The organism is Candidatus Delongbacteria bacterium, assembly GCA_041675285.1.
Taxonomy (GTDB): Bacteria; CAIWAD01; CAIWAD01; order CAIWAD01; family CAIWAD01; genus CAIWAD01.
In genome coordinates this window covers 251,623-267,153 of the sequence record JBAYTZ010000003.1, presented here as the reverse complement: position 1 = coordinate 267,153, position 15,531 = coordinate 251,623, and the positions used below count along the sequence as shown (strand labels likewise).

At 68.0% G+C, this 15,531-nt stretch carries 8 protein-coding genes; all 8 read left to right on the top strand.

From position 1 onward, the window contains the following. The first annotated feature begins 56 nt into the window (after positions 1 to 56). The 8 genes from WC326_04615 (at position 57) to WC326_04580 (ending at position 15,430) form a co-directional block, all read left to right on the top strand. Positions 57 to 818, top strand: a complete 762-nt coding sequence (locus WC326_04615) for a hypothetical protein (GenBank protein ID MFA7330339.1) — start codon at positions 57 to 59, stop codon at positions 816 to 818. Beyond that, positions 815 to 4,870: a S8 family serine peptidase gene (locus WC326_04610; protein MFA7330338.1), complete on the top strand. Its 4,056-nt coding sequence runs from the start codon at positions 815 to 817 to the stop codon at positions 4,868 to 4,870. The genes WC326_04615 and WC326_04610 overlap by 4 nt, the downstream gene beginning before the upstream one ends. Positions 4,871 to 4,944: 74 nt before the next feature. Further along, entirely contained in the window at positions 4,945 to 5,406 is a 462-nt protein-coding gene (locus tag WC326_04605) for a hypothetical protein (GenBank protein MFA7330337.1), read from the top strand. Further along, positions 5,403 to 5,903: a hypothetical protein gene (locus WC326_04600; protein ID MFA7330336.1), complete on the top strand. Its 501-nt coding sequence runs from the start codon at positions 5,403 to 5,405 to the stop codon at positions 5,901 to 5,903. Before WC326_04605 ends, WC326_04600 begins: the two co-directional genes overlap by 4 nt. After that, positions 5,900 to 9,973 (top strand): hypothetical protein, encoded by a 4,074-nt coding sequence (locus WC326_04595; protein ID MFA7330335.1) that lies wholly within the window; start codon positions 5,900 to 5,902, stop codon positions 9,971 to 9,973. Before WC326_04600 ends, WC326_04595 begins: the two co-directional genes overlap by 4 nt. A gap of 410 nt (positions 9,974 to 10,383) precedes the next feature. After that, positions 10,384 to 10,851 carry a hypothetical protein gene (locus WC326_04590; GenBank protein ID MFA7330334.1) on the top strand — a complete coding sequence of 156 codons (468 nt, stop codon included), beginning with the start codon at positions 10,384 to 10,386 and terminating at the stop codon, positions 10,849 to 10,851. Beyond that, complete coding sequence (locus tag WC326_04585) at positions 10,848 to 11,357, top strand: hypothetical protein (GenBank protein MFA7330333.1); 510 nt, start codon at positions 10,848 to 10,850, stop codon at positions 11,355 to 11,357. Before WC326_04590 ends, WC326_04585 begins: the two co-directional genes overlap by 4 nt. Beyond that, positions 11,354 to 15,430, top strand: a complete 4,077-nt coding sequence (locus WC326_04580; GenBank protein MFA7330332.1) for a S8 family serine peptidase — start codon at positions 11,354 to 11,356, stop codon at positions 15,428 to 15,430. Before WC326_04585 ends, WC326_04580 begins: the two co-directional genes overlap by 4 nt. Positions 15,431 to 15,531 lie beyond the last annotated feature (101 nt).

The following is a 15,531-nucleotide window of genomic DNA, read 5'->3' as shown; positions in this document are numbered from 1 at the left end:
CGGCGGAGCCGGGAGCTCAGGCTCCCGTCGCTGCGCCGCATCAGAAGGAGGACGTCATGGAAGTCCAGACCCAGGCTCCCGAACCCGGCGGACACGGGCCCGAGCGGATCCCGCCGGATTCTAGCCCGGCCGTCGCCGTCGGCACGGGCACACTGGAGGCCCTGCGCCAGGGACACTGGCAGGCCTACCTGAGCCTGCGGGACCGCCTGCAGGCCGCGCGGGACCTGCTGGAGATCCAGCATCTGCAGCAGGAGATGCTCGAGCTGAAACTGCGCCAGCAGCGCGAGGAGCTGGAGTGGTTGCGCGCCGACGCCCTCTCCCGGGGCGAGCTGGAGGACGCGACGCGCCTGGAGCAGGGGTTGGCCGCCCTGGAGCCCCGAGGAAATGATCACACACCCAGCACTGGAGGATCCGCCGTGAACAAGCTCTTGTTGTTGCTCTGCCTGGTCTGCGCCCTCGGGGGCCTGCTCCAGGCCGCTGAGCCCGTCCCAGCAGCCGAGCCCGCCGCCCTGGCCGAGCTGCGCAGCCGGCATGGACTCGCCCTTCGCACGCTCGAATCCGCCATCCGCGCCGCCGCCCCCGCCGAACGAGCGGAACTGGAGCGAAGCGTCGGAACGCTCAAACAGACCCAACGCCGGGAGTGGCTGACCCTGCGGCTGGAGCAGGAGATCGCCCGGGGCGACTTGGACAAGGTGGCCCGCCTGCGCCTGGAGCTGGAGCATGTGACACCGCCTCCGGCCCCCCCGGCCACGACATTCGTGACCCGTGACACCGACATCCCGCCCTTGGAGCAACCGAAGCCAGGAGTGGAACAATGAAACAGCATGTGTTGCTGGTGGCGGGACTGGCTCTGCTGGCCACGGCGGCGAACGCCCTGGACAACCGGTCCCTCAAGCCGCGTTTCCAGTTGCCCCGGGGCCAGTTCCTGGAGCTGACGAACCCGGCCGACGTCTACGTGGACCACGTGCGCGTGAAGTTCCGTGAGACGTCCCGGGTGCGGTTGCGCGACGGTGCGCCGGTCTCGCTGGAGGGCGAGGATCTCTCCCCCGTCAAGGCCTTTCTGGCCCGCCACCCGGAACTGCGTCTGCTGCGGCGCTGGACCCTCTCCGAGGAGGTGGTGGATGCTTATGTGGCCCGGGGCGAGGAGCGCTCCGGCCTGGATCTGGCGGACCTCAACAACTGGTACTCGCTGGAGCTGAAGGGGGACAACCGCGACCCCCAGGGCCTGCTCAAGGAGCTGCTGGCCCTGGAGCTGGTGGAAACCTGCCATTACCATCCGCGCCCGGCGGAGGCCACCTGCGGGCCGGACGTGGCGCCGCCCACGCCCGACTACAGCAGCCTGCAGGGCTACCGGGATCCTGCGCCCGTGGGCGTGGGCATCGACCATGCCTGGAGTCTGGATCCCGCCTACGGCAACGGCATCCCCAGCTACGACATCCAGGACGTGGAGCAATCCTGGTGCGTGGGCCACGAGGACATCGACAGCGACTTCACGGTCTACGACACCCAGGCCACCGAAGGGAACCACGGCCTGGCGGTGGTCTCCATCATGGGCGCCTGCGACAACGGCTTCGGCATCACCGGGTTGGTTCCCGAGGCCCGCTTCTCCGGCCGCAGTTGGCAATCCGACAGCGGCAGCTTCCCGGATGTCTCCAACACCCTGCTGAGCACCGGCCAGTGGCTGGACCCGGGCGAGATGTACCTGATCGAGATCCACGCCCACGGCCCGGGCCAAGGCACCACCTGCACCTGCAACTGCGACCAGTTCGAATACGTCGCCATGGAGTACTGGCAGGACAACTTCGACGTGATCCAGGCCAACACGGCCAACGGGCGCATCTGCGTGGAAGCGGCGGGCAACGGCAGCATGGACCTGGATGGGATCAGCTACAACGGCGCCTTCAACCGCTCCCTGCGCGACTCCGGCGCCCTGCTGGTGGGGGCCGCCGACAGCCCCCTGCCGCACAACGCCTCCTGCTGGACCAACCACGGCAGCCGGGTGGACTTCTTTGGCTGGGGTGATGGTGTCTGCGCCGCCGGGTATGGCGCATCCTTCGACCAGGATGGCTGCACCCAGGACTACACCCAATTCTTCAGCGGCACCTCCAGCGCCACGCCCATCGTGGCGGGGGCGGCGGCGAGCCTGGCTCTCATCCTGCGCAATCAGTCCGGCGAGTTTCCCACTCCCCTCGCGCTGCGCTCCATGCTGCAAGGGTATGGCACCCCGCAAGGGCCGGTGGATTCCCACAAGGAGATCGGCGTGATGCCCAACCTGGGTGGAATCGACGGCAACAACCTGCTTCCCGCCACCCCAGCGGGCTGGCACGGGCCCTTGGTGCCGGCCAACAGCATCGGCGCCCACCTCCCGGCGAACCTGCTGCCATCCCCAACCTACAACGCCCTGCGCCTCAACTGGTTTTATGACGCCCTGGCCGGAAGCACGGGCGGCGCCCACGCCCGCTTGTGGCGGGACGATGCCGAGCAGATGGTGGTCAGCACCCCCGATACGGAGGCCGGACAATTCGGTGACCGCAATGTCAGCCACACGGATGTGCGGGGCGGCCGCCACTATCTGCGCATGGCGCTGGACGTGTACGACGTGGTGGAGGAAGTCTGGGAAGGCGACAACAGCTACACGGAGTCCTTCTGCTGGGACGCGGTCCCGCTGGCCGACGGCGTGCCCGCCACCTTTTCTCGGGGGCCGCGCCCCAATCCGCAGGGATCCGTGGAGCAGGCCCTGGATGGGTACAGCAACGGCGGCAACTTCACCGGCTGGTGGGAGGCGTTCGGAGTCGTCTCCAGCGTGAACACGGACTACGACCTGCAGCTCTTCGACGAAGCGCCCACGTCCACCAGCGGCTGGACGGATCCCGTGGCCAGCTCCCAGCAGTCCCTGTACACGGACTTCGTAGGCTGCAACAACAACACGGGCGCCGACGCCGACTGGGTGGGGGTGATCAACCAGAGCGACGGCTCCGATGCCTACACGCTGGAAGGGCAGGGGTCGAGCTATGTGGGCGTGCCACCCTCCACCACCTCCACCATGGCCAGCGGTGAGCTGGCGGTGGGCGAGGTGCTGGACATCTTCGAGTTCCAGGCCGTCAACACCAATTCCATCACCTTCGAACTGACCGTGACGGATGGCATGGCCACGCCGGCCCTCTTTGTCTATCCTGCCTCCACGACGCTTTTCTCCCGTGCCACGGCGGCCCTGAGTCTGCTGCCCTCAGGGGGGAACGGAGGGGTGGGCGGCGTGTTCACTCCCGCGACACCCGGGTATCACGCCCTGGTGGTGTGCAAGAACCTGCGCTCGGAAGGACTCCACTCCGCCACGTACACCCTGACCTGGGGCCCCGCCCGGGGCGACCTGACCCACGCCACCCCCGCCGGCTGGAGCGGCTCCCTGGTCCCCCGCGTCTCTAGCGGCACCGTGGGCCAGCTGCCGTCCCTCCTTCTGCCCGGCACCACCGTGCTGGACGTGGGCTACGCCAACCTCGGCCCCGGCACCGTCTCCGCGGGCTTCAACCAGCGCTTCACTGTGGACGGCGTGACCGTGGAGACCAGCGCGGATCTTGCCGCCCTGGCCGCCGGGGCCTCCGCCCAGCGCACGGCCGTCTCACCGGGAACGCTAAAGGGCGGCCGCCACGAGATCGGCTCCCTGCTGGACTGCAACAACGAGAAGGCAGAGTCCCCGCCTGGCGGCGAGACCAACAACCGCGCCTACGTCCAGCATGTGTGGAGCGCGACGTCGCTGGCAGCCCACACGCCCCAGTCGCACAGCTCGGCGCCCAACTTCGAGAACCGCGACAACCCGTTCTACTCAAGTCAGCCCGGTGCCAACCAGGACGGTTACCGCTTCACCGTGAACGGCTGGACGGGCGTGGCCGCGCTGCCCGCCGTCGCCAACGCCGGCACCTGTGTTTACGGCTACACCTACGCCAGCAACAACTCCACCACGGGCTTCCTCAACCCGGCAGTCAGCTCGCTGAGTCCGGAGGGAAGTCTCTGCCTGGTGATGTTCAACGGCCACCAGAGCGGCGAGAATCAGGGCCGCAACGTGGGCGTGGCCAATTCCCAACCCTGGCCCGTTCAACCACCCAGCGGGACCTACACCATCCAGGCCGCGCCCGCACAGGGACTGCTGGAGGAGCTGGTCCCCCTCTCCGGCACGCTGGCCGGCAGCACGAGTACGGGGGGCCAGATCCTCCACGTCTACGAACTGGACCTGGCGGCGCGCGAACGCTGCTCCCTGAGCCTGGACAACCAGAGCGGCGTGCGGCTGGGCCTGGCGGTCTTTCCTCCCGGCGCGGCCTGCCTGGACAACGACGACGCGCTGCTCACCGCCAACCCTGGCCAGGCCGGCGCGGATGCGAGCGGGAGCTTCGTCGCATCGCTGGCCGGCCGCTACGGCGTGGCCGTCTACCGCTGCGAGTGGGACGACCTGGGTCCGGCGGCCGCCTACACCCTGATGCGCGGCCAGCGCGAGCCCGCCCAGCCGCTCATCGCCCAGTTCACGCCCGTGGACTTCGAGAACGGCCACGCCGTCATGCACCTGGAAATCACCCCCGTCATTGTGGATGTGAACGGCAATCCCCTCGTCGTGGACGCCTACAAGCTCTACGTGGACGACGACCCGTGGCTGGGCTCGCCCCAGGTGGCCACCATGACGACCACCAGCATGGACCTCTACTTCCACAACATCGGCATGCCCACCCGGGCCTTCCTGCGGGTCACCGCCGTGGACGAGAATGGCGTCGTGCTGGCGGACAGCCGGCCGGAGCTGCCGCTTCCCGCCCAGGCCAGCGCCGCCCCCACCGGGTGGGTGGTTCCGCACACCGGCAGCCAGGCCGTGGAAGACGAGCATCGATGATTACGGGGGAGGAGGGGCGTCGGTCGAATCACGTGGCTGGCGCCCCCTGCTTCGCCCACAACCCAGGAGGAGTCATGATCCGCACCCTTTGCCTGTCCCTGCTGTTGCTCCTCGGCTTGTTCCGGGTCGCGGCGGCAGACGCGGACCAACCCGGCGCCGGCAACGTTCCGACGCCCGGCCTTGTGACACAGGCCGCGCCGCCCGCCCCGCCGGACGCCGCCACCCAGGCCCACCGACTGGCCATGGCGACCCTCTTGGGCGAGCGCCAGGCCTACAGCGCGGGCTTTGACTGGAACGCCTCCGGCGATCGCGTCGCCCTGAAGCGCCAGTTCGGCGCGCAGATGCGGGCCTTCGATCTGCGGGAGCTGGAGCTGAGGCGTGACTGGTACCAGGCCCTGGGGCAGAGTGAGCTGCTGGCCCGCATCCAGGCCCGCATCGAACGCCTCACCCAACCCCGCCCCGCGCTGCCGGAGCTGGAGGCAAGCGAGTCCGCCCCGCCGGTGTCCCCGGATCTGGAACCGGAGGTGATCCAATGAAGCACGCCCTGCTCACGCTCTGCCTGTTCGGCCTCCTCGTCCCGGTCGTTGGCACTGCCGAGGAGCGCCGGGAGGACACGGCCACCTATCGCGTCAGCGAGCCCGACACGCCGACCCTGCTGTCTGTCCCTGTGGAAGTGCTTCGACAGTCACCAGCTGCCCGTGTCACGACCCCGACCGCCCTGGCCGAGCTCCGCTCCCGGCACCAGGCCGACACCGCGGCCCTGGAGCGCGCCTTGCTGGCGACCGACGACCAGGACGAGCGCGCCGCTCTGGAGCGGCAAGCCGCCGCCCTCAAACTGACCCAGCGCCGCGAGGAGCTGGAGTGGCGCCGCTCCGACGCCCTGGCGCGTGGCGCTGCCGCGACCGTCGCCCGGCTCGACGAAGCCCTGCGCGAACTGGAGCCCAGGCCGCTGCCCGCCGCCACCACCTGTGTGCCGCGTGATCCACTCAGCGGCCAGGCCCTGGTCGGCCGCACGGAAGGAGGCGCCCAGTGAACAAGCTCAGCCTGGGCGGCCTGTTGACGGCCGTCCTGACGGGACTCCTGGTCCCCAACGCGCACGCGCTGCGCAACCTCGCGCTGAAGCAGCAGGGCGAGTTGCCCCGCGACCAGTACCTGAACCTCGTCGATCCCAACCGCGTCCGGCTGGATCAGCTGCTGGTCAAGTTCGTGGAGGACACGCGCGTGCGTCTGCGCGGCGAGCAGCTGGTCTCGCTGGAGGGTCGCAGCTTGACGGCCGTGGACGCCTTCCTGAAGGCGCACCCGGAAGTGCAGGTGGCGCGCCTCTTCGACGTGCTGGACGAGCCGGCGCTGGACGCCTACGTGGCTCGGGGCGAGGCGCTCAGCGGCTGGGACGTGGCCGACCTGAACAACTGGTATCTGCTGACCATCGCGGGGCGCAATGACGATCCCAAGGGCCTGCTCGAAGAGGTGCTCAAACTCGATCTGGTGCAGACGGGCTACTTCGAGCCCATCACCCTGCCCACCGTCTGCGGCAGCGATCCCGCACCCGCGACACCGAACTATGAAGCCAGCCAGGGCTACCGCGACGCGGCGCCGAATGGTGTTGACATCAACTATGCGTGGGCCCATTCCAGCGCCGGCGACGGCGTCGAGAGCTACTGGTTCCAGGACCTGGAGGAAGGCTGGTGCGAGGACCACGAGGACTTCGACACGTTCACCATCTGCAACGGCGCTGATTCCACGGATCCGTCCTGGTACGACCACGGCACGGCCGCCTGTTCCATCGTGGGCGCCTGTGACGACAACAAGGGAGTCACCGGCCTGGTGCCCGAGGTCCGCCTGACGGGTCGCGTCTGCAACAACCACAGCTCGGTGGAGGCCGCGATCCTGGCCACCGGCGATTACCTGGTCACCGGCGAAACCTACATGATCGAGTTCGCCGCCTGGGGCCCCAGTCAGGGCACGACCTGTGTCTGCAACTGCGGGCAATTCGAGACGATTCCGATGGAGTACTGGAGCGGAAACTTCGACGCGATCCTGGCCAACAGCACCAACGGCCGCATCTGTCTGGCAGGCTCGGCCAATGGCAGCATGGACCTGGACTGGGCCGGCTACGGCGGCGCCTTCAACCGCTCCGTGCGCGACAGTCAGGCGATTCTGGTGGGTGCCGCGTCCTCCGACGCGACCCACGACCCGGAGTGCTGGACCAACCACGGCAGCCGCGTGGACCTCTACAGCTGGGGAAGCAACGTCTACGCCGCCGGCTACGGCTGGGCCGTCAACCCGGCGGGCTGCGAGCAGGATTACACGAATGCCTTCAGCGGCACGTCCAGCGCGGTGGCCATCGCGGCGGGAACGGCGATCAGCCTCAACCTGATCCACCACCAACAGGAAGGAACCTACGCGTCGCCGCTGACGCTGCGCTCCCGCCTGCAGACCAACGGCACACCTCAGGCCACGAACCCGACGCATGAAATCGGCCTCCAGCCCAATCTCAAGGGCGTCTTGGCCCCGGACCTGGCGCCTTACGCACCCGGCGGCTGGGCCGACACCATCGTGCCCTCCTCGGTGACGGGGACCAACACGCTGCCGGCAAGCCTGATGCCGGCCCCAGCCAACACCTATGTCGACTGGTCCTGGGTGAACTGGAGCCGCTACGGCAGCGCCGAACCCGCCCTCACCCATCTCTATCTGGACGATGTCCCCGTGGCGTCGGCGTCCATCGACCTGGGGCCATTCAGCGCCACATTCTCTCCGGACTACTCCCTGGATGTCCGTGGCGGTTTGCACTACCTGGCGCAACGGTGCGACCCGCTGGGCGGGACGGATGAAAGCGTGGAAGGCAACAACTTCGACGCGATCCCCTACTGCTGGGAACCCGTGATGCTGGCCGCGAACACGCCCATGGACTTCACGCGCGGCCCGAGGATGTATCCGGAAGGCGCCGGCGCGGCCGCCCTGGACGGGTTCAGCAACGGGGGCGACTACTCGGGCTACTGGGAGGTGTTCGGCGTGATGCCGGAGACGGACGCGGACTACGACATCTGGCTCTTTAACGCGGACCCCACCCCCACCAGCGGCTGGACAAGCCCGGTGGCCATGTCCAGCGGCATCACCACGGTGGACTTCGTGGGCTGCAACAACAACGTCCTCAGCAACGGCGACTACGCCGGTGTCGTGAACTACAGCGACTCGAGCCAGGGCTACACGGTGGAGGGCGACCACTCGAGCTATCTGGGCGCGCCGCCTTCCGTCCCCACCGTCGCCGCCAACGGATCGCTCTGGTTTGGCGAGATCCTCGATGTCTACGAATTCAACGTCACCAGCCTGACACCTTTCCACATCGCGCTGGGCGTGGAAGGGTACGGCGGGTCGGCGGACCTGGCGGCCTATGTCTACGGTCCGGCGACGACCTATTTCAGCCGCAGCAACGCCGCCTGGTCGCTCAACTCCGTCGGACCCGGCGAAAACGAGCACGGGGTCTTCACCCCCACGGCCACGGGATTCCACGCGCTGGTGATCTGCAAGAACCTGCGCACGGACCTGGACAACTACGCGTACTACGCGATCTCCTGGGGACCGCCCACGGGCGACCTGACGCATCATACGCTGCCCGGCTGGAGCGCGCCCGTGGTGGCGCGCAACAGCGGCGGTGCCGTGGGCGTGCTGCCCGCCATCCTGAACGAGGGCGCCAGCCTGGGCGACGCCGGCCTGCTCAACGCCGGCTCCGGCACCATGGCCGGCGGCAGCAACCTGACCTTGTCCCTGGACGGCCCGCTGGTCCACACGAGCGGCGATTTCAACGCGCTGGTGTCGGGCGCAACGGGCAACATCTCCGGCCGCTCCATCGGCACGGTCAAAGGCGGGCGCCACACGTTGACTTCCCAACTGGACTACCTGGGCGAAGTCCAGGAGGAGCTGCCCTACGGCGAGAGCAACAACCTCCGCTACGACCAGTATGTCTGGGCGCCCTACGCCCTGACCAACAACGTCTCGGTCACGCGCTCGGCGGCTCCCAACTTCAGCCAATCCGGAGAGCCGGGCCAGGGCAGCTTCCTCAACTGGAGCCAGGACGGCTATCTCTACTCCACGAACGGCTGGACGGGCGTCGCCAGCATTCCCACCGACCCGGCGATGCAGCACGACATGCAGGGCTACGACAGCGCCTCCACCGATCCCCTGACGGCCATGTCCCAACCTGTGCTGTCCGAGTACGCCGAACCCGGCGGCATCACGCTGGTGATGGCCAACGGCAACGTGGTGGGCAACGGCGTGCCGCTGAATGCCGGCGTGATGAACAACTGGGCCTGGCCCTACGTCACGCCCACGGGCAGTTACGTGGTGCAGGCCGCCAGCCGGGCCGCCACGCTGACCCCTGGAGTGGTTCGCAACACCTCGCTCACGGCCACGCAGATCCTGCGCTGCTACGACATCGAGCTGGAGGCCGGCGTGAGCTATCCGCTCCGCCTGATCAATAACTCGAGCGTGAATCTTGGGGTGGCGATCTTCTCCGCCGGCGTGGACTTCACGGCGTTGAATCAGGCGCTGGTGGAATTCAACAGCGGCGGCGCAGGCGACGACGAGATCGACTTTTTCACCACAACGAGCGCCGGGCGGCACGGCGTGGCCGTCTACCGCAGCGGCAGCGCCGACCTGGGCCCCAGCGCGTCCTTCCAGCTAACCATCGGCAGCCGCCAACCCGCCGCCGTCACCGGCCTGGAGCTGCACATGGTGGACGTCGACGGCACGGACGACTACGTCACGTTCTATCTGGACTGGGACGACGTGAGCACCGACGGCAACGGCAATCCGCTGGGCGTGGACGTGTACAACTGCTACTACCGACGGGACATCGACGAGCCCTGGACCCAGTTCGATTCGCCCGTTCTCAGCCAGACCGACATCTGGGGCGCGGGCCTGACCATCCGGCCGCAGTGTTTCTTCATGGTCACGGCCCTGGACGTGGACGGCATCCTGCTGGGCAGCAGCCACCAGTTGGAGATTTCCACCGTCACCACCCCTTCGACGCCGCTCTTCCTCAATGGAGAGGGGACTCCGGGACTCTGGCGCGTGGGCGCCGCGCCGCCGGAGGCGGGCCGCTGATCCTGCGGCCGACTGCGAGGAAGCGAGCCATGATGCGCAGGGCGCCTTGCCGGGGGGCGGCGTCCTGAAGAGCGCCGGTCCGTGCATGCGGGCCGGCGCTTCGCCATTCATAGCGCGACGCAATGGTCCGACAGCGGACCGTTGTATCACGACCGATCACGCCGGGGATCCGGCCCGCCTGGCAACAGAAAAACAAGTTCAAACGGGCGTGTTTCGGCGTTTTCCTGTTTGATCCCTGCTTGCGGCCCCGTAGGTTGTGCCCCACTTCTTCGACCGTTCCCGTCCTACATCCGTGGGGATGGAATGGTCCGGAAGCGTCGGTCCCCCAGCCGACCCAACACAGCAATTGAATCACACAGCAACCTGCCGTGGGCCCCGCGTGGCGCCTGCGGTCAACTTCAGGAGACCCCATGAAGCACGCACCTTGGATGGTGGGCGTTGTGGTCCTGGCCGTCAGCGGAGCCGCCTGGGCGGCTGAGAGCGCGGCCACGTTGGACCCCACCGCCCCCGGAACCCGCGTCTTGGACGCAAAGGCCACACCCGTGGTCGCCGCCGTCGCCGAACGGCCGGCGGATGCCCCCCACCGTCAGGCCATCACGGCCCTGCAGCAGGAGCGCCAGGCTTTCGTCCAGTCCTTTGACTGGAGCGCGGGCGAGCGCGAGTCCCTGCGCGGAGCCTTCCAGGCCGCCATGGAGCGCTTCGAGATCCGCGAGCTGGAGCTGCGCCGCGACTGGTACCAGGCCACGGGCCAGACCGACCTGCTCGCCCGCACCCAGTCCAGCCTGGAGAAGCGCCTGCAGCCCGCCCGCGCGCTGCCCGAGATCGGCGGCGAGCGCCGGACCGCCGTGCAGCCCCTGACCCCGGAGGAGTCGAAATGAGCAAGTTGATCCTATTGAGCCTGGTGCTGGCCTCGTGGTCGGGCACCGTCCTGGCCGCCGGGGACGAATCCCCCGAGCGTCGCGTGGACACCGAGACCTATCAGATGCTGGCGCCCACCCAGCCCGCATCGGGCGGATCGGTGGATGCCCAGGCCGTCGCCGGGCGTGCCCAGCAGGCGCAGGCCGACGGCCCCCTGGCCGAGCTGCGCAGCCGCCACCAGAGCGAGTACGCGGCCCTGCTGCAGACGCTCGCCGGCGCCCGCGACAACGCGGAGCGGGACGCGCTGGAGTTGCAGGCCAGCCAGTTGAAGGCCCGCCAGGCTCGCGAGGAGCTGGAGTGGCTGCGCTCGGAGGCCGTGCTGAAGGGCAACACCTCCGCGGTGGACCGCCTGGACGCGGCCCTGCTGGACCTGCAGCCCAAGACCGCCCCGGTGGCCACGAGCTTCGTGCCCCGTGACACGGTCACGGGCGTCGCGCTGGACGGCCGGACGGGGGGTGCGAAATGAGGAAGCTTCTTCTCAGCGGCCTGCTGGCCGCCGCGACCATCGGCCTGCTGGCCGGCAACGCCCACGCGCTGCGCAATCTCTCCCTGCGGCAGATGGGTGAACTGCCCCGCGACCAGTTCGTCGAACTGATCGACCCCGACATGGTCTACCTGGACAAGCTGGTGGTGCAATTCAGCGAAGACACGCGCGTGCGCCTGCAGGGCGAGCGACTGGTCTCGCTGGAGGGTCGGAACCTCGGCGGTGTGGAGGCCTTCCTGAAGGCGCACCCGGACATCGTCGTCTCCCGCGTCTTCGAAAGCATGAGCGTGGATGAGCTGGATGCCTACGTGGAGCGCGGCGAGCGCCTCTCCGGCATCGACGTGGCCGACCTGAACAACTTCTACCTGTTCACGTTGAAGGGCGGCAACCGCGACGCCAAGGGCCTGCTGACGGAGCTGCTCAAGCAGCCCCTCGTCCAGACCGCCTACTACGAGCCCATCGCCACCCCGGCGATCTGCGGCAGCGATCCGGCGCCGGCCACGCCCAACTACGTGCCCAGCCAGGACTACCGCGAGGCCGCGCCCACGGGCGTGGACATCGATTACGCCTGGGCCTTTGACCCCACCTACGGCAAGGGTCTGGGCTCCTATTGGTTCCAGGATCTGGAGTGGGGCTGGACGGAGACCCACGAGGACTTCGGCAACGTTCTGATCACCAACGGACCGGACAGCGCCACGCCGGACTTCTACAACCACGGCACGGCGGTGATGTCCATCGTGGGCGCCTGCGACGACGGCAAGGGCGTCAGCGGCCTGGTGCCCAACACGCGCCTCACGGCCCGCGTGGTGAGCAACCACGCCACCACGGCGGACGCGCTGATCGCCATCGGCAGCCAGCTCCTCACGGGCGAGACCTACCTGATCGAGATGCACGCCGGCGGCCCCAACCCCGGTTGGGCCTGCGTGTGCAATTGCAGCCAGTTCACCTACATCGCGATGGAGTACTGGGTGGCCAACTTCAACGCCATCCTGGCCAACTCCACCAACGGCAAGACCTGCATCGAGGCCGCCGGCAACGGCAGCATGGACCTCGACTGGGCCGGCTACGGCGGCGCCTTCGATCTGGGCGTGCGCGACAGCGGCGCCATCGTGGTGGGTGCCGGCACCTCGGGCAGCGTGCACAACCCCGAGTGCTGGACCAACCACGGCAGCCGCGTCAGTGCCCAGGGCTGGGGTGACGGCGTCTACGCCGCCGGCTATGGCGACGTCTTCAATCCGGCCGGCATTGACCAGGATTACACGGCCTCGTTCAGTGGGACCTCCAGCGCCAGCCCCATCGTGACCGGCGCGGCCATCTCGCTGGCGTTGATCCATCGCTATCAGAACGGCAGCTACATGAGCCCGTGGGATGTGCGCAGCCGGCTGACCATCAACGGCACGCCCCAGGGTCCCACCGACACCTGGAAGGAAATCAACGCCCTGCCCAACATGAAGGGCATCCTGGCCCCGGACCTGACCGCTTACAATCCCGGTTGGGACGCCGTCATCGTGCCTTCCGACGTGGGTGGCACCACGGTCTTGCCGGCCAACCTGCCGCCGGCCCCCGCCACCACCTACTTCGACTGGGCCTGGGTGAACTGGAGCCACTACGCCACCATCGGCGCTTATGAGAACTACCTGCTCCAGGACGACGCCGTGGTGGCCGTCAATGGTATCGGCAGCCACCCCAAGTTCTGGTACTACACCACGGGCGACTTCGGGATGGCCGTCCGCGGCGGCTTGCACTACCTGCGCTTGTACAACGACCAATCCGGCGTGGTGGATGAGAGCATCGAGACCAACAACAACAGCACCATCGCCTATCGCTGGGATCCGATGGTGCTGGCCTCCGATGTGCCCCAGACCTACAGCCGCGGCCCGAAACGCAATCCGCAGGGCTACAGCTACGCGGCCCTGGACGGCTATGGCAACGGTGGCTGGGGCGGCTGGTGGGACATCACCGGCGTGATGCCCTCCGTGGGCGCCGACTATGACATCCAGCTGTTCAACACCGACCCCACGCCCACCACGGGCTGGACCGGCGCCTTGGCCGGCTCCGCGGGCGTGAGCACCGTGGACTTCGTCGGTTCCAACAACAACGCGGTGGGCGACGCGGACTTCTACGGCATAATCAACTACTCCGACACCGGCGAGAACTACACCGTTGAGCACGAAGCCTCCACGGGCATCGGTTCGCCGCCGGCCGTTCCCACGCTGATCTCCACCAACCAGCTTCTTAGCGGGGAGATCCTCGACGTCTTCGAGATGTACGTGGACGATCTGGAGCCCATCCGCTTCGCACTGGACCTCACCTACGGCAACGCCGACGTGGCCGTCTTCGTGTTCGGTCCTTCCTCCACCTACTTCGGGCGCGGCTCCGCCCTGTGGACGCTCAACGCAGCCGGCAACGGCGGCGATGAAGTGGGCCTCTTCACGCCTCCGGCAACGGGCTGGCACGGTATCGTGATCTGCAAGAACCTGGTCACGCAGCTGAATGAGGAAGCCTACTACGACTTCTACTGGGGTCCGCCCGCGGGTGACCTGACCTCCTACACCCCGGCCGGCTGGACCGGACCCGTGGTGGCCCGCAACAGCGGCGTGGGCCCCGTCGGTGTGTTGCCCACTGTGTTGAATGAAGGCAGCTCGGTGCTGGACGCCGGCGTGGCGAACGTAGGCAGCGGCGACACGCCGGCCGGCCCCGACAACAACATGACCGTGGACGGCATCGTCGCCGCCACCGCCGGTCCCTACGGCAGCCTGTGGCCCGGCTTCGCCGGTTACCTCTCCGAGTGGCCCATTGGCACGGTGAAGGGCGGACGCCACGAAGTGGGCTCCATCGAGGACGCGTACTACGAGGTGGCCGAGGAGCTGCCCGGCGGCGAGTCCAACAACGTCACGTATGCGCAGTACGCCTGGGCCCCCCACGCGCTGGCCGGCCTGACTCCCGAGTCGCGCTCGGCGGCTCCCAACTGGGCCAACTTCAACAACCCCGCCTACTGGTCCCTGCCCGGCTTCAACCAGGACGGCTACGTGCTCACGGCCGTGTACTGGAGCGGCGTGGCGGCCATGCCCACGGACCCCGCGGAGCAGCTGAATGTCCACGCCTACGACAACGCGGACAACAACTCCAACACGGCGCTCCTCTATCCCGTGGAGTCCAACTACACGGCCCCCGGCGAGATCAGCTTCACCCTGGCCAACGGCAACGTGCTGGGTTACGGCAGCACGCACAACGTGGGCGTGACCAACAACCTGGCCTATCCCTACGTGATCCCCGCGGCGCCCTACACGGTGCAGCAGAGCCAGTGGCAGGGCGACCTGCAGCAGGGCACGATGTTCCACAACACCCTGACTTCCGGCGCGGGCGGTGGGCAGATCCTGCACACCTATGACGTCTACCTGCAGGGCGGCCAGAGCTATCCGATCCAGCTCTTCAACAATTCCAGCGTTGACCTGGGCGTGGCGATCTTCACGGCCGGGGACAACTACGCGCCCCTGAGCAGCGCCGAAGGCCTGTTCAACGTCAACGGCCCCACGGGCTCCGAGAGCGGCACCTTCACGGCCAGCGCCACGGGTTGGCACGGCGTGGCGGTCTACCGCACGCGTTCCACCGACCTGGGTCCCGATGCTCCCTACGGCATCGTGGTGGGCAGCTGGGCGCCGCAGCCGATCCTCGATCTGTCCATCATCATGACGGACACGGACGGCACGGATGACGTCCTCGGGTTCGCGCTGGATTGGAGCGACGTCGTGTACGACACGAACTTCTATCCGCTGGCCGTGGACCACTACAACTGCTACTACTCGTCGAGCCCCTACGCGGGCTGGATGCAGTTCGCCGTCGAGTACACCAGCCAGACCGGCCCCTGGGGCATCTGGATCGGCGGCGACCCCGACTTCTACTTCATGGTGACGGCCGTGGACGAGAACGGCATGTTGCTGGCCAGCTCCCGGCCCTTCCAGGGACCGCTGGGCGGCCCGGTGGAGACTCCCACCTCGCGTATTCTCGGTCTGCCGTCCGGCATCAGCCAGCCGGCCGTGGGGACTGACCGCTAGTCGCCACTCGCATTTCTGACCGCCAAGCGGCCCGTGTCACCCGACACGGGCCGCTTTCTCATAGTTCGGGTTTGGTATTCATATTTATGCGCCCCTAAAGC